Origin of the sequence: Acinetobacter pittii ANC 4050, assembly GCF_000399685.1 — a bacterium.
GTDB classification, from domain to species: Bacteria; Pseudomonadota; Gammaproteobacteria; order Pseudomonadales; family Moraxellaceae; genus Acinetobacter; species Acinetobacter pittii_E.
The window spans coordinates 26,682-52,861 of sequence record NZ_KB976987.1; the positions used below are offsets into that span (position 1 = coordinate 26,682).

At 37.9% G+C, this 26,180-nt stretch carries 15 protein-coding genes and 2 tRNA genes; 10 read left to right on the plus strand and 7 right to left on the minus strand.

Annotated features, from left to right (window positions below):
* Positions 1–2: 2 nt before the first annotated feature.
* Positions 3–88 (minus strand) — tRNA-Leu (locus F931_RS04130).
* Between the two features lie 11 nt (positions 89–99).
* Positions 100–173: transfer RNA gene (locus F931_RS04135), tRNA-Cys, on the minus strand.
* A 152-nt stretch (positions 174–325) separates the two neighbouring features.
* On the opposite strand from F931_RS04135, the gene folD reads away from it, so the two are divergent.
* Both folD and F931_RS04145 read left to right on the plus strand, forming a co-directional pair.
* Positions 326–1,174 carry a bifunctional methylenetetrahydrofolate dehydrogenase/methenyltetrahydrofolate cyclohydrolase FolD gene (gene folD, locus F931_RS04140; protein WP_016140185.1) on the plus strand — a complete coding sequence of 283 codons (849 nt, stop codon included), beginning with the start codon at positions 326–328 and terminating at the stop codon, positions 1,172–1,174.
* Positions 1,175–1,430: 256 nt separating this feature from the next.
* On the plus strand, positions 1,431–2,099 hold the full coding sequence (locus tag F931_RS04145) for a class I SAM-dependent methyltransferase (protein WP_025470246.1): 669 nt from the start codon (positions 1,431–1,433) through the stop codon (positions 2,097–2,099).
* A gap of 22 nt (positions 2,100–2,121) precedes the next feature.
* Here F931_RS04145 and F931_RS04150 read toward each other — a convergent pair whose 3' ends face one another.
* Complete coding sequence (locus tag F931_RS04150; RefSeq protein ID WP_016140187.1) at positions 2,122–2,544, minus strand: hypothetical protein; 423 nt, start codon at positions 2,542–2,544, stop codon at positions 2,122–2,124.
* 116 nt (positions 2,545–2,660) lie between these two features.
* Positions 2,661–3,992, minus strand: coding sequence for an MFS transporter (kgtP, locus tag F931_RS04155; RefSeq protein WP_080649424.1), 1,332 nt, complete (start codon positions 3,990–3,992; stop codon positions 2,661–2,663).
* 370 nt (positions 3,993–4,362) lie between these two features.
* Here kgtP and glpK point away from each other — a divergent pair, with 370 nt between their 5' ends.
* Together glpK and glpD are read left to right on the plus strand one after the other, a co-directional pair.
* On the plus strand, positions 4,363–5,871 hold the full coding sequence (gene glpK / locus F931_RS04160; RefSeq protein WP_016140189.1) for a glycerol kinase GlpK: 1,509 nt from the start codon (positions 4,363–4,365) through the stop codon (positions 5,869–5,871).
* A 154-nt stretch (positions 5,872–6,025) separates the two neighbouring features.
* Positions 6,026–7,543, plus strand: coding sequence for a glycerol-3-phosphate dehydrogenase (glpD, locus tag F931_RS04165; protein ID WP_016140190.1), 1,518 nt, complete (start codon positions 6,026–6,028; stop codon positions 7,541–7,543).
* A gap of 41 nt (positions 7,544–7,584) precedes the next feature.
* Here the strand turns inward: glpD and pckG are convergent, their stop codons facing one another.
* Positions 7,585–9,417 (minus strand): phosphoenolpyruvate carboxykinase (GTP), encoded by a 1,833-nt coding sequence (gene pckG / locus F931_RS04170; RefSeq protein ID WP_016140191.1) that lies wholly within the window; start codon positions 9,415–9,417, stop codon positions 7,585–7,587.
* Between the two features lie 391 nt (positions 9,418–9,808).
* Between pckG and F931_RS04175 the strand changes: the two genes are divergently transcribed.
* From F931_RS04175 to groL, 5 genes are all read left to right on the plus strand, one after another.
* Entirely contained in the window at positions 9,809–10,747 is a 939-nt protein-coding gene (locus tag F931_RS04175; protein ID WP_016140192.1) for a diacylglycerol/lipid kinase family protein, read from the plus strand.
* Entirely contained in the window at positions 10,728–11,486 is a 759-nt protein-coding gene (locus tag F931_RS04180; RefSeq protein ID WP_016140193.1) for a metallophosphoesterase family protein, read from the plus strand. The genes F931_RS04175 and F931_RS04180 overlap by 20 nt, the downstream gene beginning before the upstream one ends.
* A 303-nt stretch (positions 11,487–11,789) precedes the next feature.
* A complete protein-coding gene (gene blp1 / locus F931_RS04185; RefSeq protein WP_016140194.1) occupies positions 11,790–21,092 on the plus strand; it encodes a biofilm-associated Ig-like repeat protein Blp1 in 9,303 nt (3,100 codons plus the stop codon).
* 240 nt (positions 21,093–21,332) lie between these two features.
* Positions 21,333–21,623 carry a co-chaperone GroES gene (gene groES / locus F931_RS04190; protein ID WP_002120604.1) on the plus strand — a complete coding sequence of 97 codons (291 nt, stop codon included), beginning with the start codon at positions 21,333–21,335 and terminating at the stop codon, positions 21,621–21,623.
* 58 nt (positions 21,624–21,681) lie between these two features.
* Entirely contained in the window at positions 21,682–23,316 is a 1,635-nt protein-coding gene (gene groL, locus F931_RS04195; RefSeq protein WP_016140195.1) for a chaperonin GroEL, read from the plus strand.
* A 177-nt stretch (positions 23,317–23,493) separates the two neighbouring features.
* Here the strand turns inward: groL and F931_RS04200 are convergent, their stop codons facing one another.
* Complete coding sequence (locus F931_RS04200) at positions 23,494–23,868, minus strand: diacylglycerol kinase (RefSeq protein ID WP_016140196.1); 375 nt, start codon at positions 23,866–23,868, stop codon at positions 23,494–23,496.
* Between the two features lie 106 nt (positions 23,869–23,974).
* On the opposite strand from F931_RS04200, the gene F931_RS04205 reads away from it, so the two are divergent.
* Positions 23,975–24,937: an MBL fold metallo-hydrolase gene (locus F931_RS04205; protein WP_016140197.1), complete on the plus strand. Its 963-nt coding sequence runs from the start codon at positions 23,975–23,977 to the stop codon at positions 24,935–24,937.
* Between the two features lie 44 nt (positions 24,938–24,981).
* Here the strand turns inward: F931_RS04205 and glpQ are convergent, their stop codons facing one another.
* A complete protein-coding gene (gene glpQ / locus F931_RS04210; RefSeq protein ID WP_016140198.1) occupies positions 24,982–26,124 on the minus strand; it encodes a glycerophosphodiester phosphodiesterase in 1,143 nt (380 codons plus the stop codon).
* Positions 26,125–26,180 lie beyond the last annotated feature (56 nt).

Below are 26,180 nucleotides of genomic sequence, written 5' to 3' on the forward strand. Positions count from 1 at the left end.
AGTGGTGCCCGGGGCCGGACTCGAACCGGCACGCTTTGTGGGCGGGGGATTTTAAATCCCCTGTGTCTACCTATTTCACCACCCGGGCTTTACCAAATTTGGAGGCGGAGGTCGGAATCGAACCGGCGTCCACGGAGTTGCAGTCCGCTGCATGACCACTCTGCCACCCCGCCTACATTTGGTGATGCACATATTAGCAACCTTTAGAAAAAAAACAATACTGTTTTGAGATAAGATGAACATAAAAGCAACATCTAGAATAAATTTGCCCAAATAATCATGTATTATTGGCACATTAAATTCATGTCTACCTTGGAGATGTGCTGTGGCATTGGTTTTAGACGGTCGTGCATTAGCAAAGCAAATTGAAGAAAATTTGTCAGTACGTGTTGAAGCTTTAAAAGCTAAAACAGGTCGTACCCCAATTTTGGCGACTATTTTGGTTGGGGATGATGGCGCATCTGCAACTTATGTACGCATGAAAGGAAATGCTTGCCGTCGAGTTGGCATGGATTCTTTAAAAATTGAATTACCACAAGAAACGACAACAGAACAATTATTAGCAGAAATTGAAAAACTTAATGCTAATCCAGATGTGCACGGTATTCTTTTACAACATCCAGTTCCTGCACAAATTGATGAGCGCGCATGTTTCGATGCAATCTCATTAGCTAAAGATGTTGATGGCGTAACGTGTCTTGGCTTTGGCCGTATGGCTATGGGTGAAGCTGCATATGGTTCGGCGACTCCTGCCGGCATTATGACCATTTTAAAAGAAAATAATATCGAAATTGCTGGTAAACATGCAGTTGTGGTTGGTCGTTCAGCAATTTTAGGTAAACCAATGGCAATGATGTTATTGCAAGCCAATGCAACAGTAACGATTTGCCATTCACGTACACAAAATTTACCTGAGCTGGTAAAACAAGCTGACATTATTGTGGGTGCAGTGGGTAAAGCTGAACTGATCCAAAAAGACTGGATTAAACAAGGTGCAGTGGTTGTTGATGCTGGTTTCCATCCGCGTGATGGCGGTGGTGTTGGTGATATCCAACTACAAGGTATTGAAGAAATTGCTTCTGCTTACACACCAGTACCAGGTGGTGTTGGTCCAATGACAATTACTACTTTGATTCGTCAAACTGTAGAAGCTGCTGAAAAAGCTTTAGGTTAATTTAATTAACGCTAGGCTGTTATTTGATATGCGTAACCGTCATCCGCAATTGTTTGAGGCAGAAATACGTTAAAAATTTAATGTTTCTGCGATGCTTTCGATTCTAGAGAGTATCTGCCGAGTTTTGCGGATGACAATGGTTTTGCCTACTTTTCCCGAAAGAAAAGTAGGTCCAACCGAAGGTTAAGGTAAAAATTCAAATCATAATGGAATGACTCTGTTATGCTTGTTATAAAAATGAATTAAAAGAAATCTGATGAGCTGCACTTTTCAATTGACCAAAGCCCCTGAACATTTACTTCAAGCACTCAATGAAGTTATTCCCAATTGTGAATTGATGGTACAACAGTTACCAGAAACACCTATTTCTTTATGGTTGATTCCACCTGTTTTTCCAACTGATCGCTTAGATGATGAAGTTATTCGCCGTATTTGGAATGATACGCCATATTGGATCTTCTGTTGGGCTTCAGGTTTGGCGATGGCTCAGTGGTTACTTGCAGAGCCACATCATGTTAAAGATAAAGTCGTTTTGGATTTTGGAGCGGGTTCCGGTGTAGTCGCAATTGCTGCAAAAATGGCAGGAGCAAAACGAGTAATATGCTGTGATATTGATCAGGTTAGTTTAAATGCTTGCCGCGAAAACGCTTTGTTGAATGATGTTGAGCTAGAATATTTAGATGATTTATATAAGGCTGAGCAAGTCGATGTTTTATTGGCAGCTGATGTTTTATATGACCAATGTAATCGGTTCTTCTTAGATGAATTTTTAAAGTTTGCGCCAGAAGTCTGGGTGGCTGATAGCCGTGTTAAAAACTTTAGTCACCCGAAATATCAAAAGATTGATGAAAGAAGTGCTTCTACATGGCCTGATCTGGATGAAGCTAAAGAATTTAGAAATGTGAGTTTTTATAAGACGCTGTAAAAAGAACAGCGTCTTTTTTATTTTATGAACAAGTATAACGAACAACTTTTAGTGTGCTTGGACGTGCTTCAAGCGCTTGGCGAGTTGCATAGTCTTCACCATTATTTAAACTAGGTGTATTCGATAAACCAAAAGAAGCACGAGTTTCACCGAGTTGAATTCCATAATGCTCATCTTTTGCTGGATTAGGAATTTCGTTAATACTCAAAACTGATAATTTATAAACTTTCTGAGCGCCTAGCACATTTTGACAAGCGCGTTGTAATTTACGTTCATCGATTTGCTGGTTATTACGACCAGCTAAAGTGTAAGCTAAAGTCGCTGAAGTTTCTGTTTTGTTTTCAATCTGGTATCCAGTTGAACCATTATATTGTCGAGGGGTAGTCTGACAAGCAGTTAAAACAAACATACTACTTAATGCCAAGCATAAAATACTTCTATTCATCAGTATCGTCCTTATTTTCTTATAGCTAGTATCTCATAAAATACAGAGGTTGTTGGGGCTTAATCGCATGTTTGAGCTAACATCGGCGAACGATATTAGCCCTTATGAGAAAATTGTTAATGTTCTTTAATTTTCGAATGATGCTTGGTGTCTTTCATGAAAATATAAATAATGAGAGAAATGAAGATCATGATACTGACATAAATAAAGTACCAAGATTCATGTCCAGCTTCTTTAAAACTTAAAGCAAAGAACTCTGCTGTACCGCCGAATAATGTATTAGCAATTGCATAAGGTAAAGCTACCCCTAAAGCTCGGATATGAGCGGGGAAGAGTTCAGCTTTAACTACGGCATTAATTGATGTATAGCCGGTTACCATGACCAAACCTGCTAAACATAACCAGAAAGCAGTCCAATAGTTGTCTGTCGTTGCAAGGGTATTAAATAGAATATAAGTAAATAGAACCCCAGTTACACCAAAAGCGATCATGAGTGGCTTACGACCAATACGATCAGATAAAGCACCCGCTACCGGCTGTAGACACATAAAAATAAATAGCGCTAAAGTTGTAATTTGGGTAGCTTCAGGTTTAGTAAATCCAGAAGTATTCACTAAATACTTTTGCAGATAAGTTGTGTAAGTATAGAAAGCTAAAGTCCCGCCAGCTGTTAAAAACAATACTGTGAACGCTTCTTTCGGATAATGTTTAAATAAAGCAAACATGCCCGATTTGGGCTGGTCTGTTTCAGTTTGAGCATTTTTAAAAGATTGGGTTTCTAATAGGCCGCGTCGAATACGGAAAACTACAATAGCAAGTAAAGCCCCGATAAAGAATGGAATACGCCATCCCCAATCATGAAGTTGTTCTTCGGTTAGTACCATTTGTAAGATTAATAGAACACATAGAGCTGTGAGCTGTCCGGCAATCAATGTTACATATTGGAAGCTAGAGAAAAAACCTCGACGGTTTCTTTCCGCCATTTCACTTAAATAGGTAGCACTAGCACCATATTCGCCGCCTACACTTAAGCCTTGGATTAAACGAGCGACTACTAAAAGAAGAGGGGCAAATACACCAATACTTTCATAACTTGGTGTCACGGCAATAAGCAGCGAACCTACGCACATTAATGTGACGGATAGTGTAAGGCCTGCTTTACGCCCTTTACGGTCTGAATAGATTCCCATAATCCATGCACCGATCGGGCGCATGAGAAAGCCTACGGCAAAAATTGCGGCTGCTTGAAGGAGCTGAGCAGTTTGGCTACCTTTTGGGAAAAATGCATGAGCAAAATAGAGCGTGAATGCGGCATATACATACCAGTCGTACCATTCGACAAGGTTACCCGCAGAACCACCCAAAATTGATTTTAGGCGTGTTTTTGTATCTAAATGAGGTTGTGGAGTTGTTGCGGTAGAAGGTTGATCAACCATGAGTCGCTCCATGTTTCGCTTGGGTTGAATGCTAAAAGAAAAGATTTATTCCGTTTCTACATATTTTCTAGAGGAGTATTTCACTTTATTTTTTTTATGTCTGTAAAACAATATTTATTATTTAAGCAAAGGAATAAGTTGAATATTTATGTGATTTCAAATTAGCCGATCAATATATTTTCATCATCTAATTCTCATATTTCGCATATTATTTTTCCCAAGTAGTAAAAAACTGATAAAGAATGAGTGATGTTTAGGCGAAGAATTCCTGTATACCTTAAAAATAGTGATATATTCCAAAGAAAATTTTGAATAAATACAGTTAGACATAATGTTTTGGCATTGTGAACTAGATGTGTGTGGATAATGAAGGGACATTCAGATGTCAAGTTGCCCGAAAAAATATATTGTGGCTTTCGATCAGGGAACTACAAGCTCAAGAGCAATCGTTTTAGATCATGATGCTAACGTTGTAAGTATTGCTCAAAGAGAATTTACTCAGATTTATCCGCAGCCAGGTTGGGTCGAGCATGATCCTATGGAAATTTGGGCAACGCAAAGTGCTGTTTGGGTAGAAGCTCTAGCTCAAGCAGGTATTAAGAGTGAACAAGTTGCAGCAATTGGCATTACAAATCAGCGGGAAACCACAATTGTCTGGGATAAAAAAACAGGCAAGCCTATTTACAATGCGATTGTTTGGCAAAGTAGACAGACGACTGAAATATGCAATCAATTGCATAAAGCAGGATGGCAAGAATACATCCGAAAAACCACAGGTTTAGTGATTGATCCGTATTTTTCAGCCACAAAAATTAAATGGATTTTAGACCATGTTGAAGGAAGTCGTGAACGCGCTGAGCGAGGAGAGCTGTTGTTCGGTACAGTGGACACTTGGTTAATTTGGAAACTCACCAATGGTGCAGTTCATGTTACTGATTTTACCAATGCTTCACGAACCATGCTTTTTGATATAGAAAAGCTTGAATGGGATGAAAAACTTTTACAAGCTTTAGATATTCCTAGAGCAATGCTACCCGAAGTTCGTAGCTCATCTGAGGTTTATGGATATACACATACCATCAGTGGGCAAGAAGTAGGTATTCCAATTGCAGGAATTGCAGGTGATCAACAGGCCGCACTGTTTGGTCAAATGTGTGTTGAGTCAGGCCAAGCAAAAAATACCTACGGTACGGGCTGTTTTTTATTAATGAACACGGGTAAGAAGATTGTCCGTTCAGAGCATGGGTTACTGACTACTATTGCATGTGGTGCCAGTGGTGAAGTGAATTATGCTTTAGAAGGCGCCGTATTTAATGGTGGTTCTTGCGTACAGTGGTTACGCGATGAGTTAAAGGTCATTAAGAATGCTAAAGACTCTGAGTTTTATGCAACACGTGTAAAAGACAGCAATGGTGTATATGTCGTTCCTGCGTTTACAGGATTAGGTGCACCGTATTGGGACCCAACTGCGCGTGGAGCAATTTTTGGTCTGACACGTGGTGCCAGTATTGAACATATTATTCGTGCAACTCTCGAGTCAATTGCTTTTCAAACTCGGGATGTTTTAGATGCTATGCAGCAAGATGCAGAAGAAGAGCTTCGTACACTTCGAGTTGATGGTGGAGTAACTGAAAATAATTTCTTGATGCAATTTCAGGCCGATATTTTAGCGACACCAGTAGAACGTCCCATAATGAAAGAAACCACTGCTTTGGGGGCGGCTTTCCTAGCTGGATTGGCGACGGGTTTCTGGCAAGACCTTCACGAGTTAAGGAATAAATCTGCCATAGAAAAAGTATTTGAACCGAAAATGTCTTCTGAGCAATCCGAGCTGATTTATAAAGGATGGCTCAAGGCAGTGAAGCGTAGTCAAAGTTGGGCTGAGGATTGATCTGTTCTTTAGCTGGTTGAATTCAATAGTGGGGTAATCAATTAACGATTAAATACTTGGTTATTTAAAATTGATTATTCTACTTTTTTGATTGTTGTTTCCTCAATTTGATGGTTTAATTTTTATAAGATCAACAATAAAAAGAAAATGAGAAATGACAGTACAGCCTAATGATTATTCAAAAATATATGATCTTGCCGTAATTGGTGGCGGTATTAATGGCGTCGGTATTGCTAATGATGCAGCAGGCCGTGGACTGTCCGTATTTTTATGTGAAAAAGATGATTTAGCTAGCCACACCTCATCTGCTAGTAGTAAATTAATCCATGGTGGTCTGCGCTATTTAGAACATAAAGAATTTAGATTGGTTAGAGAAGCTCTAGCAGAGCGTGAAGTGCTATTGGCTAAAGCTCCACATATTATTAAACCCATGCGTTTTATTATGCCTCATCGACCACATTTACGCCCTGCATGGTTAATTCGTGCAGGACTGTTTTTTTATGATCACTTGGGGAAACGAGAAAAATTATTAGGTTCGAATCTTATTTACTTCAAAGAAGATAGCCCTTTAAAACCAGCTATCACGCGTGGTTTTGAATATTCTGACTGTACTGTAGATGATGCACGTCTTGTAGTGTTAAATGCACTACAGGCCAAAGAGCAGGGTGCTAAAGTCGTGACACGAACACGATGTGTTAAGGCTTATAAAGAGCAAGAACTGTGGCATTTGGAATTACAAAGTGGGGCTGAGTTTTATCAGATCCGTGCAAGAGCTTTAGTGAATGCGGCAGGACCTTGGGTCGAGAAAGTTATTAGTGAAAATCTAAATTTAAGATCGCCTTATCAAATCCGATTGATCCAAGGAAGTCATATTGTTGTATCAAAACTATATGATTGTCATAAAGCCTTTATTATGCAAAATGAAGACCGACGCATCGTTTTTGCAATTCCATATTTAGAAAAATATACGTTGATTGGTACGACAGATCAGGAATATACAGGTGATCCACAAAAGGTAGATATTACCGATGTAGAAATAGATTACCTCTTAACAGTGACAAATTCACATTTTAAAAAGCAGTTAACTCGGGCTGATATTGTAAGTCAGTATTCGGGTGTACGTGCGTTATGTGATGATGAGTCAGATAATCCATCTGCAATTACCCGTGACTATACTCTGGCGTTGCAGAGTGAACATGAAAAAACACCTTTGTTATCTGTATTTGGCGGCAAGATCACGACTTATCGGAAACTGGCAGAGGCTGCTTTAGAAGATCTATCCCCGTTTTTTAATAATATGGCAGAGGAGTGGACTGCAAATGAGCCATTACCGGGAGCCGAAAATTGGACAACCTTAGATGATTTAACGCATCAGATTCAGTCACGTATAAGCGGAGTTTCTGAGTCACTTGCCAACCGTTGGGCGCATGCATATGGCACAAGAGTGTGGAATATGCTTCAAGAGCGAAATGCATTAGAGCAATGGGGCCAAAATTTTGGACATGATCTATTTGAATGTGAAGTTAAATATTTATGTGAATATGAATGGGCGAGTACTGCTGAGGATATATTGTGGCGTAGAACTAAACTCGGTCTAGCATTTAATGAAAAACAAGTAAAAGTATTAGAAGCTTATTTATCTGAGCGTCGACAAAAAGATGACGCCGCATAATAAAAAAGGCCGCACATAGCGACCTTTTTTATATTTAGCAATTAGAAGCCAGTTTTTACAGCTTCAAGTAAAGCTGCTTGACGTTCTTTTAATGCTTTAGGTAAGCGATCACCTAATTTATTAAATAAATCAGTGTGGCTTTCAATTTCAGTAATCCACTGATCTTTATTTTGAGCTGTGATGAGGTCAAACTCTTCTTTAGAGAATTCAGTACCTTGCCAGTTCAAGTCGTCATATGTTGGAACAAGACCAATTGGTGTTTCAACAGCATTTGCACGACCTTCACAACGGTCAATGATCCACTCAAGAACACGCATGTTTTGACCGAAACCAGGCCATACGAAGTTGCCTTCAGCATCACGACGGAACCAGTTTACGTTGAAGATTTTTGGTAATTTATTACCGGCAGCTTCAGCTTTTGTACGTACTTCTTGACCAATGTTTAACCAGTGATCGAAGTAGTCAGCCATATTGTAGCCAGCAAATGGAAGCATCGCGAATGGGTCACGACGAACGATACCTTGTTGACCAACAGCAGCAGCAGTAGTTTCAGAACCCATAGTTGCAGCTTTATATACACCGTCAACCCAGTCGAAAGCTTCAGAAACTAAAGGAACCGTATCTGCACGGCGACCGCCAAAGATAAATGCAGAAATTGGAACACCTGCTGGATTTTCCCAGTCAGCATCGATAGAAGGACATTGACCAGCTGCAACAGTGAAGCGAGCATTTGGATGCGCTGCTTTTTCACCATTTACGTGAGGTTGACCTTTCCAGTTTGTTAAGTTTGTTGGAACTTCTTTAGAAAGACCTTCCCACCATACTTGACCATCTTCAGTAACCGCTACGTTTGTATAGATAACATCTTTGTGAAGAGTTGCCATACAGTTAGGGTTAGTCTTGGTATTTGTACCAGGAGCTACACCGAAGAAACCAGCTTCAGGGTTAATCGCATATAAACGACCATCTTCACCTGGTTTGATCCATGCAATATCGTCACCTACAGTTTCGATTTTCCAACCTTCATAGCCTGCTGGCGGAATTAACATTGCAAAGTTCGTTTTACCACATGCAGACGGGAATGCAGCAGCGATGTAGTGTTTTTCACCTTGAGGGTTAGTTACACCAAGAATAAGCATGTGTTCAGCTAACCAACCTTGTTCGCGTCCCATGACAGAAGCGATACGAAGAGCTAAACATTTTTTGCCCAGTAATGCGTTACCGCCGTAACCAGAACCGAAAGACCAGATTTCACGAGTTTCTGGATAATGAACGATGTATTTTTCAGGGTTACATGGCCAAGCAACATCTTGTTGACCTTCAGCAAGTGGAGCACCTACTGTATGTACACAAGGAACAAACTCACCGTCTGTACCTAATACGTCATAAACTGCTTTACCCATACGAGCCATTTTACGCATGCTAACAGCAACATAAGGAGAGTCAGTTAACTCAATACCGATATGAGCAATATGGCTACCTAAAGGACCCATAGAGAAAGGAACAACGTACATTGTACGGCCTTCCATTGAGCCTTCAAATAAACCATTTAATTTTTCACGCATAACAGCTGGGTTTTCCCAGTTGTTTGTCGCACCAGCATCTTCTTTATTTTGAGAGCAGATGTAAGTACGGTCTTCAACACGTGCAACGTCAGATGGGTCAGAATTTGCAAGATAAGAACCAGGATGTTTTTCTTGGTTTAATTTCTGCATGGTGCCGTTAGCGATCATCAAGTCGATTAGACGTTGATACTCTTCTTCGCTTCCGTCACACCATTCGATTTTTGCTGGTTTGGTTAAGTTTGCAATTTCTTCAACCCATGCGATAAGCTTAGGATGACGAACGAATTCTGGTGCGTTCACTGTGGTCATGGTGAGGCCTATTCAAAATATGTACAACGTACAAGTCATTCATTGAGAGGTACAATGAAAGATCAAATAAAAAAGTGGCTGTATTAAAGCACAAAATCATAAAAAAAATAAGACTAAAGACTAAGAAATAGATATTTTGATTTTTAAAATTTTTATTATTTAAATCATTAACTTATAGTTTTTTACAATATCTTATTGGTCATATTTTTATGTTGTATGTATGTTATTTATCATATTTATTTCTTTAAAAATCAATAATTTGAATTAAATTTTTTTCTTGAGAATTATTATTGATTATATAGATGATGTTCATTCAAAATTTACATAAAGGGACTTTTATTAGACGTTTTTATATACAATATTTGTGATGAATCCCTCTAAGATAATAAAAATGCGGACTTTAAAACCTCTCTCTATCATTTATAACCAAAAATCGGGTTTTCATGCGTCAAAACATGAAGATATGTATGAGCAGTTAATGACTTTATTCACCGAATTTGGTTTCGAAATACAAGTTTTTGAATTGGCAGAAGATGTTTCCTTTGATGATTTGATGAGTCAAGTGATCCATCGGCATAGTCAAAATACAAATTCAGGCGTTGTCGTTGCAGCGGGGGGGGATGGAACCTTAAATGCAGTAGCGTCAAAGCTTAGACATACTCATATTCCTATGGGAATTTTACCTTTGGGAACCTTTAATTATGTCGCTAAAGTTTTAGATATACCGTTAGATTTGTTAGAAGCTGCTGAAGTTATCGCTACAGGTACATCTCGTTCTGTACATATTGCGACTATTAATGATCATGTTTATTTGAATAATGCGAGCCTAGGGTTGTATCCATTATTTATAAAAAAACGTGAGCTTTATAATAAGTACTTAGGACGTTTACCTTTACATGCCTATACCTCAGCTCTGGATGTCTTATTAAGAGAAAATAAATCCATGAAACTATCTGTCACAGTTGATGGGAAGAAATATCCAGTTAAAACACCTTTAATTTTCTTTGGTAATAACCAATTGCAATTGTGTGATATGAAATTAAGGATTGCCGATTGTGCTGCACAAGGACGGGTCGCTGGAGTGGTCATTACAAAAAGTGATAGGCTTAGTATATTAAACATGTTGTGGCAGTGGATTCAAGGCAAAGTAGAAGAAGCACAAGATGTTTATAGTTTTTGTGCAGATCACGTTGTGGTTGAATGTGCAAAAAAATCGAAACTCACAGTTGCTTTAGATGGTGAAATAATAGAGATGAAACCCCCTTTAAATTTCACTGTAGAAAAAAATGCTTTAAATATTATGGTGCCAAATGTTGTTACATCTGTCTGATCTGCATTTTGGAACAGAAATTGAGGCATGTTTAGATGCAATCCGACTTTTTTGCATTCAACATAGACCTGAAGTCATTGTTGTAAGTGGAGATATTACTCAACGTGCCCGATATCAACAGTTTTATAAATGCCGTCAGTTTTTAGATAGTCTTAACATTCCTTACCTTGTTGTGCCTGGTAATCATGATATTCCGTTGTACCATATCTGGAACCGTTTTTTTTCACCGTTTACTCGCTATCAATATTTTTTTGGTCAGCTTGAACCAACTTTAGAAACTGAGCATTTTTATATTGTCGGAGTGAATAGTATACGTCGCCGCTATCATACTCGTGGACATATTTCGATTGAACAAATTCAGATGACTTATGAGCGATTACAACGAGCACCAAAAAATAAAATCAAATTAGTTGTTTTTCATCAACCTTTTTATACTCGACCTGATGATGAGCATGGTATTAAGGATTGCCCTGTATTAGGAAAAATGGCACTTGAAAAATGGAGTACAACAGGGCTATTTGGAATGTTGCATGGGCACTTACATAAAACTGCTGTATATGATTTAACGCAAATTTATCAATTAAAGATTGATCATCCTATTTATGATATTCATGCAGGAACAGCAACTTCTAGCCGTTTACATTACCATGTTCCGAATAGTTTTAATATCATTTCAAATGAAGGAAAAATTAATCATTATTGGTTTAATGATGATTTAAAGGTTTTTCAATTAATTTAATTTATAAAAACACTATAAGACATTTAACTTAAGAGTAGATTGATAAAATTTTATCCATTACAATGCCTAAGCTCAAATTCTATATATGGGGAATAGAAAAACATTTTAAATGTTTTATCATTTTAAAAATAATATTAATGGATGCATAAAAATTTTTAACTATATAAAAAGCCGCAATTTTAAGTAGCTATAATAAGGGGTTAGTGTTTTATGATAGTTAATAATATTTGATTAAAATGAGTATCTATTTGACTTAATATTTTAGAGAAACTTAATAATTATTTAAAAATTCATGGTGGAAAAATGGTACAAGTATCATTAATGGCAAATAATGCTTCAAAAAATAATCCAGTTGATATTAATGTAGGCCAGACAAAAAATATTGTAGTTGATCCTAAAGAAATCGCAAAAATCGATATAAATCCAGAAAAGATTGCTTCAATAACAAGACACGGAAATAGTGCAGTTATCCATCTAAAAGATGGAACTGAGATTGTTTTAGAAAACTTTTTTGTAAGTGAAAATCCACAAATTATTTTAAATGACGGGCAACGTTATTGGACTGCCAATTTGGGTGAAGATGCTACCGGGCAGACTAGTGTTAATTATTTAGAATTAAAAGATGTACCAAAGTTTATAGATTCTTCATCTTCTGTACCTATCTGGTCTTGGGCAGTTAGTGCTTTAGCAGGGGCTGGAACAGTTGCTTTATTGTCTCGAAAAGATTCTAAAGATACGACACCTCCTGAGCCAGGTACTTTGAATCTCAAAAATTTTTTAGATTCTGGAGTTTCAACAAACGACCAGATCACTCAAGACAAAAACTTTAATTTAAAAGTTGAAGGACAGGAAAATGGTAGCCGAGTAACGTATTTAGTTTCTACTGATGATGGAAAAACTTGGCAGGAAACAACGGTTGTTCAAAAAGATTTAACTGATGGTGTATATCTTTATAAAGCCGTAGTAACGGACCGAGCGGGAAATGCTTCGGAAACTGCTATACAAAAAGTTGTTGTGGATACTACGGCGCCAAAAGCAGGTGAACTGACTTTAGCTGATTTGACTGATACGGGTGTTTCGGCAACAGACCAGATTACGCAAGATAAGAACTTCAATTTAAAGCTTGAAGGACAGGAAAATGGTAGTCGAGTAACGTATTTAGTCTCTACTGATGATGGAAAAACTTGGCAGGAAACAACAGTTGCTCAAAAAGATTTGGCTGATGGTATTTATCTCTACAAAGCCGTAGTGACAGACATTGCAGGCAATGTATCTGAAAGCGCTATACAAAAAGTTGTTGTAGATACTACGGCGTCAAAAGCAGGTGAACTGACTTTAGCTGATTTGACTGATACGGGTGTTTCGGCAACAGACCAGATTACGCAAGATAGTAATTTTACTTTGAAGCTAGCTCAACCGATTGTGATCGGAGAGCAAGCTGCTTTATTAGACCACTATGAAGTTTCAAAAGATGATGGAAAAACTTGGCAAGAAACAACAGCTGATCAAAAAGATTTAGCTGACGGTGTTTATCAATATAAAGCTGTAGTAACAGACGTTGCAGGGAATACCTCAGTATCTGCTATACAAAAAGTGATTGTAGATAATTCCTTAAATGTTGAATCAACTACAGTAACTGTAAAGCCGATTACCGAAGACAATACAATAAGTCTAGTTGTAAAAGATCAAATTATTTCTATAAGACTGGAAGTAGGTAACCTACCAACAGATTTAAATAATTCTCTGACTTCAGTAAATACGACTTTAAACGATGTTGTTTATAACTTTCATTTTGATGAGGTCACCCAAGAGTGGGTTACTGAAATTCCAGCAGAGTTCTTGTGGTCAGAAGAATCGCAAACCAATATATCAATTGATATTAGTCTTACTGATCAAGCTGGCAATACAGCCATTATTAAACACACCCAAAATTATAATGTAGATCATACTCCGAATTCTCCAACTCTAGATTCACTAACTTTCAATAATATAGATGGAGCTATCATTTCAGGTAGTGCATATAAAGGAAGTAAGGTCGATATCTATAATAAAAATGGTGAATTGCTTGCAAGTACAATAACGAATGAAGAAGGTAAATTTACTTTACAAAATCTTTCAATTAACTCAAATCAAGAGGTTTATGCAGTTGCTACTTATAGTGGATACAGCAGCGAAAATTCATCAATTGGACTAGTTACTGAAGTTCCAGCTATTAGTATTACAAGAATTAGTCCAGAAGGTGTGATCACTGGTTATGCGACTGAAGGTAGTCATTTTATTGTAAAAGATCAGAATGGAAATATTTTACAAGAGTTTAACTCTATTGCATTTGAGGGCTCTGGTATTACGCCTTTTAATGTAATGACATTAGGTGAAGTAAGACCATTTACTTTGTCCCTTAATCAGCCTTTGGAGGAAGGGACTCAAATTATTATCTCTACAGATAAAGATAATATTTCAGGTCATCCACAATATATTACCGCAGACTATACGCCCGCAGTATTTATAGAAACTCCACATTTTGATATTAGTGGTGAAACTTTATCAGTACATGTTAATGAGCCGAACAGCTTTATTCGTGCATTTTCTGTAGAAGGTAATTTAATTGCTACAGGTTTTACCGATGAACAAGGCTTTGCAAGTTTAGTTGTTTTCCAATTTTTAAAAGAAGGCGAATCGGTTACCGTACAGGTAGTGGATAAAAATCAGAATGTTAGTGAAACCCTAATTGAAGTTCCAAACTTTGCTTATATTCCACATGTCGAACGTATTACACAAGAAGGCTTAATTTCTGGAGTTGCTGAAGATAATAGTACGGTAATCGTGCGTGATGCTGAAGGAAATGAATTAGGAAAGGTTACATTAGGTGATGATAATAGTTGGAATGAATTTAGTCATTTTAGCTTGAGTGTAAACCGACCTTTAATTGATGGAGAGCAAATTTCCGTTCAAATTATTGATAATAAAGGTTTGATGAGTCCTGAGCAGAATATCATTGTAGATCTGACTCCTCCACCTATTCCAACAGATTTAAATTTCAATGATGCTGGTGATCTAGTTTATGGTCATGCAGAACCTTTCTCTGAAATTTTAGTTAAAGATGGACAAGGAAACATTCTTAATAAATGGTTCTGGAATAACTGGACCGACGAAAGTGGAAGTTTCTCGATAGAGCTCGGTATGTTTTTAACCAATGCCGAGACAGTTTATGTCACGGCTACCGATGTAAATGGAAATGTAAGTTTAGCTGCTCAGATACAGGCACCTAACTATGCTTTTGCCCCATATGTAGATAGCTTTACTTCGGACGGAGTAATAAGTGGGCAAGCTGAAAATAATAGTACTCTCATTGTTAAAGATGCCAAAGGTGAAGTCGTAGCTGAAATTAAAGTCGGTGAAGATAATGGCTGGAATGGATCAAGTTATTTTAAACTCCAACTTGATCGCCCTCTTGTTGATGGTGAGCAGTTGTTCTTATCAATTAAGGATGCTCGTGGACAAATAAGCACCGATACTGTAATTACTGCTGATACAGTTCCTCCTACACCAGCCAGTAATTTAGTTTTCTCAGAAGATGGTTCATATCTTACGGGTGTAGCAGAACTGAATACTACGATTCAGGTTTTTGATCATAATGGTCAACTCGTGAATATATGGGATAACACCATAAACTCGGACGGTACATTTACTATTTTCTTAGGTGGCAATAATTTACATGGAGAGGCATTCACGGTCACCGTTAAAGACCAAGCCGGAAATGTGAGTGAAGCTGTTTCAATAAATGCTCCACTTGATGATATTGCACCGGATCCAATTAAAAATATTTTACTTGATGCCAACGGTCAAAACTTTACAGCACAAGCAGAAGCAAATAGTCGGATTGAAGTTTTTGATTCATTAGGTAGTCAGACGGGTTGGGGCTCTACAGATAATGCGGATAATGTCTCAGGCTTTTTCAGTCAAATCTATTTACATGGTGAAGAACTTACTTTTGTTGTCATAGATCGAGTTGGTAACCGAAGTGTTGAATTTAAGCTAAATGCTTTAATTGATACCATTGCGCCAAATTCAATTGAAAATATCATCTTCAACGAAGATGGCCACAGCTTTACAGCTCAGGCAGAAGCGGGAAGCTCTATTGATGTATTCGATCAGGATGGAAATAAGATTACTACTAGTTATACCGATAGCTTAGGTAATGTATTTGGTTATTTCCCGCAAGTTTACTTACATGGTGAGGAACTTACTTTTGTTGTAGTAGATCGAGCGAGTAACCGCAGTGCAGAGGTCAAGCAGAGTGCTTTGAATGACGATGCCGCGCCAAATCCGATTGAAAATATTGTATTAGATATCAATGGACAGAGCTTTACAGCTCAGGCTGAAGCAAATAGCCAGATTGAAATTAAAAATACCAATGGTGACATTATTGGTTATGGATCAGCAGATAGCACAGGCAATGTTTCTGGTTACTTGTATCAGGTCTATTTACATGGCGAAGAGCTTACTTTTGTTGTCGTTGACCGAGCGGGTAACCGTAGTACAGAAGTTAAGCAGAATGCTTTAACTGATGATATTGCACCAAATCCGATTGAAAATATTGTACTCGACTCAAACGGTCAAAACTTCACGGCGCAAGCAGAAGCAAATACTCAAGTTGAAGTTAAAAATGCTGCGGGTGAGGTCATCGGTTCAGGTTACGTAGATGGCGCTGGTAATGTGTCAGGTTATTTATATCAAGTCTATTTACATGGAGAAGAACTCACTTTTGTTGTCGTTGACCGAGCAGGTAACCGTAGTGCAGAAGTTAAGCAGAATGCCTTGATTGATGAGATTGCACCAAATCCGATTGAAAATATTGTACTTGATGCGAACGGACAGAACTTTATAGCTCAAGCAGAAGTAAACACTCAAATTGAAGTCAAAAATGCTGCTGGTGAAGTGATAGGGTCTGGTTCAACTGATAGTATGGGTAATGTTTCAGGTTACTTATATCAAGTCTATTTACATGGAGAGGAACTCACTTTTGTTGTCGTTGACCGAGCAGGTAACCGTAGTGCAGAGATCAAGCAAAACGCTTTAACTGATGACATTGCACCAAATCCGATTGAAAACATCATCTTCAATGAAAACGGTCAAAACTTTACAGCGCAAGCAGAAGCAAATACTCAAGTTGAAGTTAAAAATGCTGTGGGTGAGGTTGTAGGTGCTGGTTATGTAGATAGTGCTGGTAATGTCTCAGGTTACTTGAATCAAGTTTATTTAAAAGGTGAGGAACTCACTTTTGTTGTGATTGATCAAGCTGGTAATCGGAGCGTTGAAGTAAAACAAACAGCCTTTCTTGATAATACTGCGCCGGAAAATGCGACTAATTTAGTATTTAGCGAAGATGGTTTATATCTAACTGGTGTGGCTGAACCCAATGCTACGATTCAAATATTTGATCAGAATGGCCAATTATTAAATCTTTGGAATAATAATGTTAATTGGGATGGAACATTTAGCATCTCTTTAGATACTAATTATTTGCATGGTGAAGAGTTTAAAGTAGTTGTAGTAGATCGGGCGGGTAATTTGAGTAGCGCGGTTACTGTAAAAGCACCGCTCGATGATATTCCTCCCACGGCTGCAAGTAATCTTATCTTCAATGAAGATGGTTCATCCCTTTCTGGGGTAGCTGAGCCAAATACCTTCATCCAGATTTTTGATCAAAATGGTCAGCAGATGAATACATGGAATCAGAGTGTAAACGCTGATGGTACATTCACTATTTCTTTCGGTACTTATAATTTACATGGTGAAGAGTTTACAGTCACTGTTAAAGACCGAGCTGGAAATGTGAGTGAAGCTGTTTCAGTTAAGGCTCCATTTGATGATATTGCGCCAAATCCGATTAAAAATATTGTACTTGATGCGAACGGTCAAAACTTTACAGCACAAGCGGAAGCAAATAGTCAGATTGAAGTCAAAAATGCTGCTGGTGAAGTCATAGGGTTTGGTTCAACCGATAGTATGGGTAATGTTTCAGGTTACTTATATCAAGTCTATTTACATGGAGAAGAACTCACTTTCGTTGTCATAGACCGAGTAGGTAACCGTAGTGATGAAGTGAAGTTAAATGCTTTGATGGATACCATTGCACCAAATCCGATTGAAAATATTATCTTTAATGAAAATGGGCAAAATTTTACGGCACAAGCAGAAGCAAATAGTTTTATTAGTGTCAAAAATGCTGCGGGTGAGTTTGTTGGTTATGGTTATGTCGATAGCACTGGTAATGTGACAGGCTACTTCAATCAGGTTTATTTAAAAGGTGAGGAACTCACTTTTATTGTTATAGATAGAGCAGGTAATCAAAGTATTGAATTTAAGCAAAATGCTTTAACTGATGATATTGCACCAAATCCGATTGAAAATATTGTATTAGATATCAATGGTCAGAACTTTACAGCTCAAGCGGAAGCAGATAGTCGAATCGAAGTTAAAAATACTGCGGGTGAGGTTGTAGGATCTGGTTATGTAGATGGCGCTGGTAACGTATCAGGTTCTTTTAATCAAGTCTATTTACATGGCGAAGAGCTTACTTTTGTTGTGATAGATCGAGCAGGTAACCGCAGTACAGAGGTCAAGCAGAATGCCTTAATTGATGATATCTCGCCAAATCCGATTGAAAATATTGTGCTCGACTCAAACGGTCAAAACTTTACAGCGCAAGCAGAAGCAAATACTCGGATTGAAGTCAAAAATGCTGCGGGTGAGGTTGTAGGTTATGGTTATGTAGATAGTACTGGTAACGTGTCAGGTTATTTTAATCAAGTCTATTTACATGGAGAAGAGCTTACATTTGTTGTAATTGATCAAGCAAGTAACCGAAGTATTGAGGTTAAACACAATGCTTTAATTGATGATGTTGCACCGCCAGCTGCTTCAAATATTACATTAACCTCAGACGGATTGCTTTCTGGTGAGGCTGAGCCAAATGCAACGATTGAAATTATTGATCAATATGGTGCAGTTATCACAACAACTTATGTTTGGTACGATGGCACATTTAATCAATGGATTAATCTGAGTCAATACCAGACACAAAATTTGAGTATTGTTGTCAAAGATATTGCTGGTAACCGAAGCGAAGTTGCTCATCAGTTAGTACCTGTATTTTCGAATTCACCAATTACTGCAACAGAGCTAAAACTAGATGTAGATGGCCATATTCTGACAGGAAAGGCAACAGCAGGAATGTCGATTGTTGTTACATCTATTGATGGTCAGATCATTAATGGAGGGTGGAATAATGCCGTGAATGAAGATGGTAGTTTTGCTATTCAGTTAATTGATTACTATCTACAGGGACAGACATTACAAGTTCGAGTTTATGACCAGAATACGAATCAATATAGCCTAATCTCTGAAATTATTGCGCCTTTAGACAATATTGCTCCAGTAATTAATGATGTGGTGATTAGTAATGACGGTTATGGTATTACGGGACAAGCTGATCCGAAAGTAATCATTAAAGTAATGGATGCAGATGGAGATTTACGAGCAGAATTTCAATCGGATGAAGCTGGATATTTCAATGCTAGTATTTATCCACCATTATTACGTGGAGAGCAGTTATTTATCACGGCAACAGATTTAGCCAAAAATATAAGTACCCCACTTAATATTACTTTTAATCCAGACACTAATGCACCACCAACAGCAGATCAGGTCGTTGTATCTGAAAATGGTTTATTTATTGAGGGAACTGCTTCACTAAATAGTGAGGTGCGTATTTTTGATGTGTATAGTAATTATATTGGTGGTGGTTCTGTAGATGAAACAGGGCATTTTAATATCCAGTTATACTCACCTCAGGCGAATGGGCAAACTTTACGCATTGTTGTGGAGCAAAATGGCTATCAAAGTGCTTACACCGAAATTAAGGCACCCATAGACATCGTCGCGCCAAATGCAGCAACTCAGCTTGTTTTAGCAGATGGAAATATACTTTCAGGACAAGCGGAAGCATATTCAACGGTTAATATTTTTGATGTTAATAATAATTTAGTTGGTCAGACTACGGTTGGAAGTAGTGGTACTTTCTTGGCGCAATTATGGTCACAATATTGGCATGGCGAAACATTGACGGTAAAAATAGTTGATGCCAATCAAAATGTGAGTGTGGGTACAACGGTTGTTGCTATAAATGATACAACAGCACCGAAAGTGGTCACCCAGCTTGCCATAAATGAATGGGGGAATTGGCTGGTAGGACATGCCGAAAGCAATGCTACTGTTGAAGTGACTTATTATTTTGCTGATCAAGAACCTTCTGTAACAAGTACTACGGTCATGGCAGATGGAACTTTCTCTACTTATGTGGATGGGACTGCAACATCATTTGACCTTACTGTTATTGATCGTGCTGGAAACCGTAGTGAAACCATTAGCCAAATAATTAGTGATTTACCTACCATCACTGTTGATCAATTTAAAGGTGATGCTACGGATAATACATATGTAGTTGATCATATAAGTGATTTTGTTGAAGAATATACTGTTGAGCCGTATGCAACATATAAAGATGTTTGGGTTGATAATAGCTATATGTATCCAGAATGGATTAATGAAGGGCATTATGAACAGATATGGCTTGTTGATGGATATTATGAACAACAATTAATAACAGATGTATATTATGAAAAGCAGTGGATCATAAGTGGTTATTCGACTATACAAAAAATATATATAAATCAAGATAATATAACTTATATAGATAATGGCACGGCAGAGAGCGACTATAGTCGATATGTAGAACAACATTATGATGCTGTAAATGAACAATGGCAAGAAGGCTACGAACTGACCTATATACGTTCAGAAGAAGGCTGGGTTGATACTAGTCATTTTGAAGATATCTATTTTGATACAAGTCATTATGAAGATGTTTGGGTGGATGCTAGCCGTTATGAAGATGTTTGGGTAGATACTAGCCACTATGAAGATGTTTGGGTAGAAAGTGGCTATTGGGAGAACCAGCTTGTCGAATCAGGCTACCGAGATGTCGATTTTGGTGGACACGATAAAATAGTTAGCTCTGTGAGTTATAGTCTGGTTGGATATTCTGATTGGTCGACAGGTCTAGAAAGCGGGCGTTATGTTGAAGATTTGGAGCTGGTTGGTTCTGCTCATCTCAATGCAACAGGTAATGCTTTAGATAATCTTTTAACAGGTAACTCTGGTAATAACGTTTTGAATGGGCGTGAAGGTAACGATACCTATATGACTCATGAAGGTGCTGATACCATTCTGTTCCAATTGCTAAATAGCCAAGATGCGACAGGCGGGAATGGACATGACACAGTGTTAGATTTTACTTTAGGTGATGTACGAACTGACCCCCAAGCTGACAAAATCGATTTAAGTGAACTATTGATTGACTATTCTAAAGATGTGAGCACATTAGCGAAATTTATTACTGTTGAGCAAGATGCTGGAAACACGACTATTAGTCTTGACCGAGATGGCGAAGGTACAAGGTTTGGTAGCGCGTCATTGATAACCTTAAATCAGGTCAATACAACATTAGATGAATTGTTAAATAATCAGCAACTATCTGTTTAACAATAAAATTTATCTTTATAAAAGAGGCCATGAAAATGGCCTCTTTTATTTTGTGCTTTAAATTTAATAAAAACTCTTCACAACCTGTTAAAAAATGACCAAAAAAGATAAGTTTTTTTTCATTTTCCCCTTGAAGCCTTTTTTTTCATCCCCACAAAAGTGACATCTAAATATTTTGTTATTGCTCTGGATTAAAGCAATAACGATTAATCAAAAAGACTTAGTCTGATGGAGTTAATTATGAGCAACATTCGTCCATTACATGATCGCGTTGTAATTCGTCGCGTAGAAGAAGAAACCAAAACTGCTGGTGGTATTTTACTTCCAGGTTCTGCTGCTGAAAAACCATCTCAAGGTGAAGTAATTGCAGTAGGTAATGGTCAAATCACTGAGAATGGCGTACGTGCTTTGGATGTTAAAGTTGGTGACAAAGTATTGTTTGGTACTTATGCAGGTACAACAGTGAAAGTAAGTGGTGAAGAACTCTTAATCATGAAAGAGTCAGACATTTTAGCTGTGTTGGAAGGCTAATCAATCCATAACTCAATTCATTATCAGATTCAGTATTTAAAAAGATTCGGAGTTTAATATGTCAGCTAAAGACGTAAAATTTGGTGATTCAGCTCGCTCAAAAATGATTGCAGGTGTAAACGTACTTGCAGATGCGGTTAAAGTGACTTTAGGCCCTAAAGGTCGTAACGTTGTTATCGATCGTTCTTTCGGTGCTCCGCACATCACTAAAGACGGTGTAACTGTTGCTAAAGAAATTTCATTAAAAGACAAGTTTGAAAACATGGGTGCTCAACTTGTTCGTGAAGTTTCTAGCAAAACTAATGACATCGCTGGTGACGGTACGACAACTGCAACTGTACTTGCTCAAGCAATTTTGAATGAAGGGATCAAATCTGTAACTGCAGGTATGAACCCAATGGATTTAAAACGTGGTATCGATATCGCAGTAAGAACTGTAGTTGAAAATATCCGTTCAAATGCAAAACCAGCTGATGATTTCAAAGCGATCGAACAAGTAGGTTCTATCTCTGCAAACTCTGACACTACTGTTGGTAAACTTATCGCTCAAGCGATGGAAAAAGTAGGTAAAGAAGGCGTAATTACTGTAGAAGAAGGTTCTGGCTTCGAAGACGCATTAGACGTCGTAGAAGGTATGCAGTTTGACCGTGGTTATATCTCTCCTTACTTCGCAAACAAGCAAGATACTTTAACTGCAGAACTTGAAAACCCATTCATCCTTCTTGTTGACAAGAAAATCAGCAACATCCGTGAATTGATTTCTGTTTTAGAAGCAGTTGCAAAAACTGGTAAACCACTTCTTATCATCGCTGAAGATGTTGAAGGTGAAGCACTTGCTACGCTTGTTGTAAACAACATGCGCGGTATTATTAAAGTGTGTGCTGTTAAAGCTCCTGGTTTCGGTGACCGCCGTAAAGCAATGCTTCAAGATATTGCAATCTTGACTGGCGCAACTGTTATTTCTGAAGAAGTTGGTATGTCTTTAGAGCAAGCGACTCTTCAAGATTTAGGTACTGCGCACAAAATCACTGTTTCTAAAGAAAACACAGTTATCGTTGATGGTGCTGGTGATGCTGCTGGTATTGCTGAACGTGTTCAACAAATCCGTGCTCAAATCGAAGAGTCTACTTCAGAATATGACCGTGAAAAATTACAAGAACGTGTTGCTAAATTAGCAGGCGGTGTTGCTGTAATTAAAATCGGTGCAGCGACTGAAGTTGAAATGAAAGAGAAGAAAGACCGTGTAGACGACGCGCTTCATGCAACTCGTGCTGCGGTTGAAGAAGGTGTTGTTGCTGGTGGTGGTGTTGCTCTAGTACGTGCGGTAAATGCATTAGACAACTTAAAAGGCGCTAACGAAGATCAAACAGCGGGTATCAATATTTTACGCCGTGCGATCGAAGCTCCACTTCGTCAAATCGTTGCAAACGCTGGTGACGAGCCATCTGTAGTCATCAATGCTGTTAAGAATGGTGAAGGTAACTTTGGTTACAACGCTGCAACTGGTGAATATGGCGATATGTTAGAAATGGGTATTCTTGACCCAGCTAAAGTAACTCGTTCTGCACTTGAGCATGCTGCTTCTGTTGCTGGCTTAATGTTAACTACAGAATGTATGATTACTGACATTCCTGAAGATAAACCAGCTGTTCCAGATATGGGTGGCATGGGTGGTATGGGCGGAATGATGTAATATCGCATCAACGCTTTAACCAAAAAAAATCCCTGCTTATGCAGGGATTTTTTTTATTTTTCACATAATTTTAAGAAATAATTAAGTTCACTTGCTTATATTAAAAAACAGGAACAGCAGCTAGAAGTTCCTCTTTTGTTACAACCATGCTTATTTACTTGTAGGCATGGTTTTTTTTTAGCCTAATAAAATAATTAACCAAGTAATAGCGATGATAGAGAGTGCAACAAACTGAGCCGCACTTCCCATATCTTTTGCATTTTTAGAAAGTTGATGTTTCTCAAGAGAAACACGATCAACCACTGCCTCAATAGCCGAGTTGAATAGTTCCACGATCATTGCAAAAAGACATACGATAATCAGTAATGCATGTTCGCTACGGCTCACATCAAGAAAAAAACTAACTGGAATCAAAATAATATTTATCAAAACAATTTGGCGAAAAGCGGCCTCATTTTTATAGGCTGCTTTAAATCCCGAAATGGAGTAGCCCGTAGCATTGAGTATACGTTTCAGACCACTTTTACCCTTATAAGGAGAATAGCTATTCATTTACTTATATTTCTGACACTTTTCATGCATTATATAATTTGGGTCTTAAAAAATTATTAAATCTTTTTTAAAGATTTTGACTTTATAACTTGATAGAGAAGAAGAGATGAAAAAATTATGTGTCGCTTTGGGCCTTGCAATTGGAAGCATACATGCAAGTTATGCTGAGCCAAGTACAACCACACAAGTACCGGGATATTATCACCATCAATTTGGCAACTACCGTGTAACTTCTTTGCTTGATGGTACGATTTACTTAAATCCTGAATTATTTAAAAATTTAAATCAGGCACAAAAAACTAAAATTTTAACTAAATATGCTGCTGTTAATGAGAAAGGGATTCAGACTTCGGTAAATGCATTTTTAGTTGATGACGGCAAAAGCTTAACACTTGTAGACAGTGGGGCAGCAAGTTGTTTTGGACCGCAACTGGGTTCAATTGCAAAAAATATTGAATTGGCAGGTTATAAACTTGCTAATGTAAAAACTGTTTTACTTACTCATTTACACCCAGACCATGTGTGCGGTATTGCTCAAAATGGAAAAGCTGTATTTCCTAACGCAACTGTATATGCCCATGAGCGTGAAGCTGATTATTGGTTAAATCCTGCTTCTGAAAAAACAGTACCAGCAGACAAAAAAGAAAGTTATTTGGGCACGGTTAAAAACGTAAAAGCTGCACTTGCACCTTATCAAGCAAAAAAAGCATTTAAGACATTTAAAGACGGCGATGTTATTCAAGGTTTTGAGGTGATTGATACGCGTGGTCATACACCAGGTCACCATAGCTTCCGCTTAAAAAGTAATGATCAGCAAATCATTTTTGTTGGAGACATTGTACACTCACATTCTTTACAGTTTGATGCTCCAAAAACAGGAGTGGATTTCGATGTGAATTCTGAGCAAGCGATTAATACCCGTTTAAAAATGTTTGCTGAAATTTCAAATAAGCAGCAATGGGTTGCAGCGCCACATTTACCGTTTCCGGGCATTGGTCATGTTTATAAAGTAAATGCTGAGCAATATCAGTGGATCCCGCTTTATTTTGACAATGTTGTAGGGAAATAAAAAAACAGGGCATTTATTGCCCTGTTTTTTCTTCATAACGTTATTTATTTTGTGGCTTTTTCAAAGTTAATGACCGCTTCACGGCCAAGTGCTGGATCATCTGTAAAGACACCATCAACACCCGCTTTGAAATAGGCTTCAAACTCTTTTAAAGCACCAGATGGGCAGCGCTCAGCTGGCTTATCTTGACTGCATTTTAAAGGCTTTGGTAAGAAATTATTTTCTGGACGGAATGTATAAGGATGTACTTTTAAGCCAGCTGCATGAGCATCAGAAATAAACGAAGTCGTTTGAACTGAGCCATTGTCATTAAAGTTTAGAATATAACCTTTACTTGGTCCTACACCGTTTGCATATTTAGCAACATCTTTTAAGCCTTGTGCTGTGGCTAAATCTGCATAAGTTTTAGTTTCACCAGATTCAACAAAGTCGGCTGGTTGAGAAGTCTTAGCGTCATAAAGTTGAATGATTTGTGCGTGCTTAATCGTTTTATGAAGGTCGAGCTGATCTTTTAAATATTTTAAATTACTCACTTCAAAAGACTGTAAATAGACAGGTGCAATATCACGTGTATATTCATATTTGGCTAAGGTTTTAAGAAGGGTATCCTCCATTGCCAATTTCTGGTTTTTAAAGTAAGTCGGATGTTTAGTTTCAATATATAAGCCAATAATTTTTCCCGTTTTCTTATAATTTGCTTCAGCTAGCTCAATCACTTGTTCTAGAGTCGGGACAGGGTAAAGGTCGTTATAGGCTGTGTTCGCTGGGCGGAACTCTGGAATACGTTCACGCGCTTTAAGCTGCTGTAATTCACTTAAAGTGAAGTCTTCTGTAAACCAACCTGTTAAGTCTTTACCATCAATATTTTTTGTTGTTTTACGGTCTGCAAACTGACTTAAAGTGCTTACATTGGTTGTTCCACCAATCTCATTTTCATGGCGAGTAATCAATACGCCGTCCTGTGTGGAAACAAGGTCAGGTTCAATAAAATCTGCACCATCATCAATAGCCTTTTGATATGAAGCTAATGTGTGCTCAGGACGTAAAGCGCTCGCGCCACGGTGGCCTACCACCAAGATTTTAGGAAGTTGATATTCAGGTGTGGTCGGTGAATTTTCAGTTTTATCATCGTCATTACAACCCACCAAGCTAATTAAACTTAAGCATAAAAGTGCTTTTTTAAACATAATTCTACTCATATTGTTTTAGTCGAAACGCATTTAGTCTGCTCATTGAACTTGAC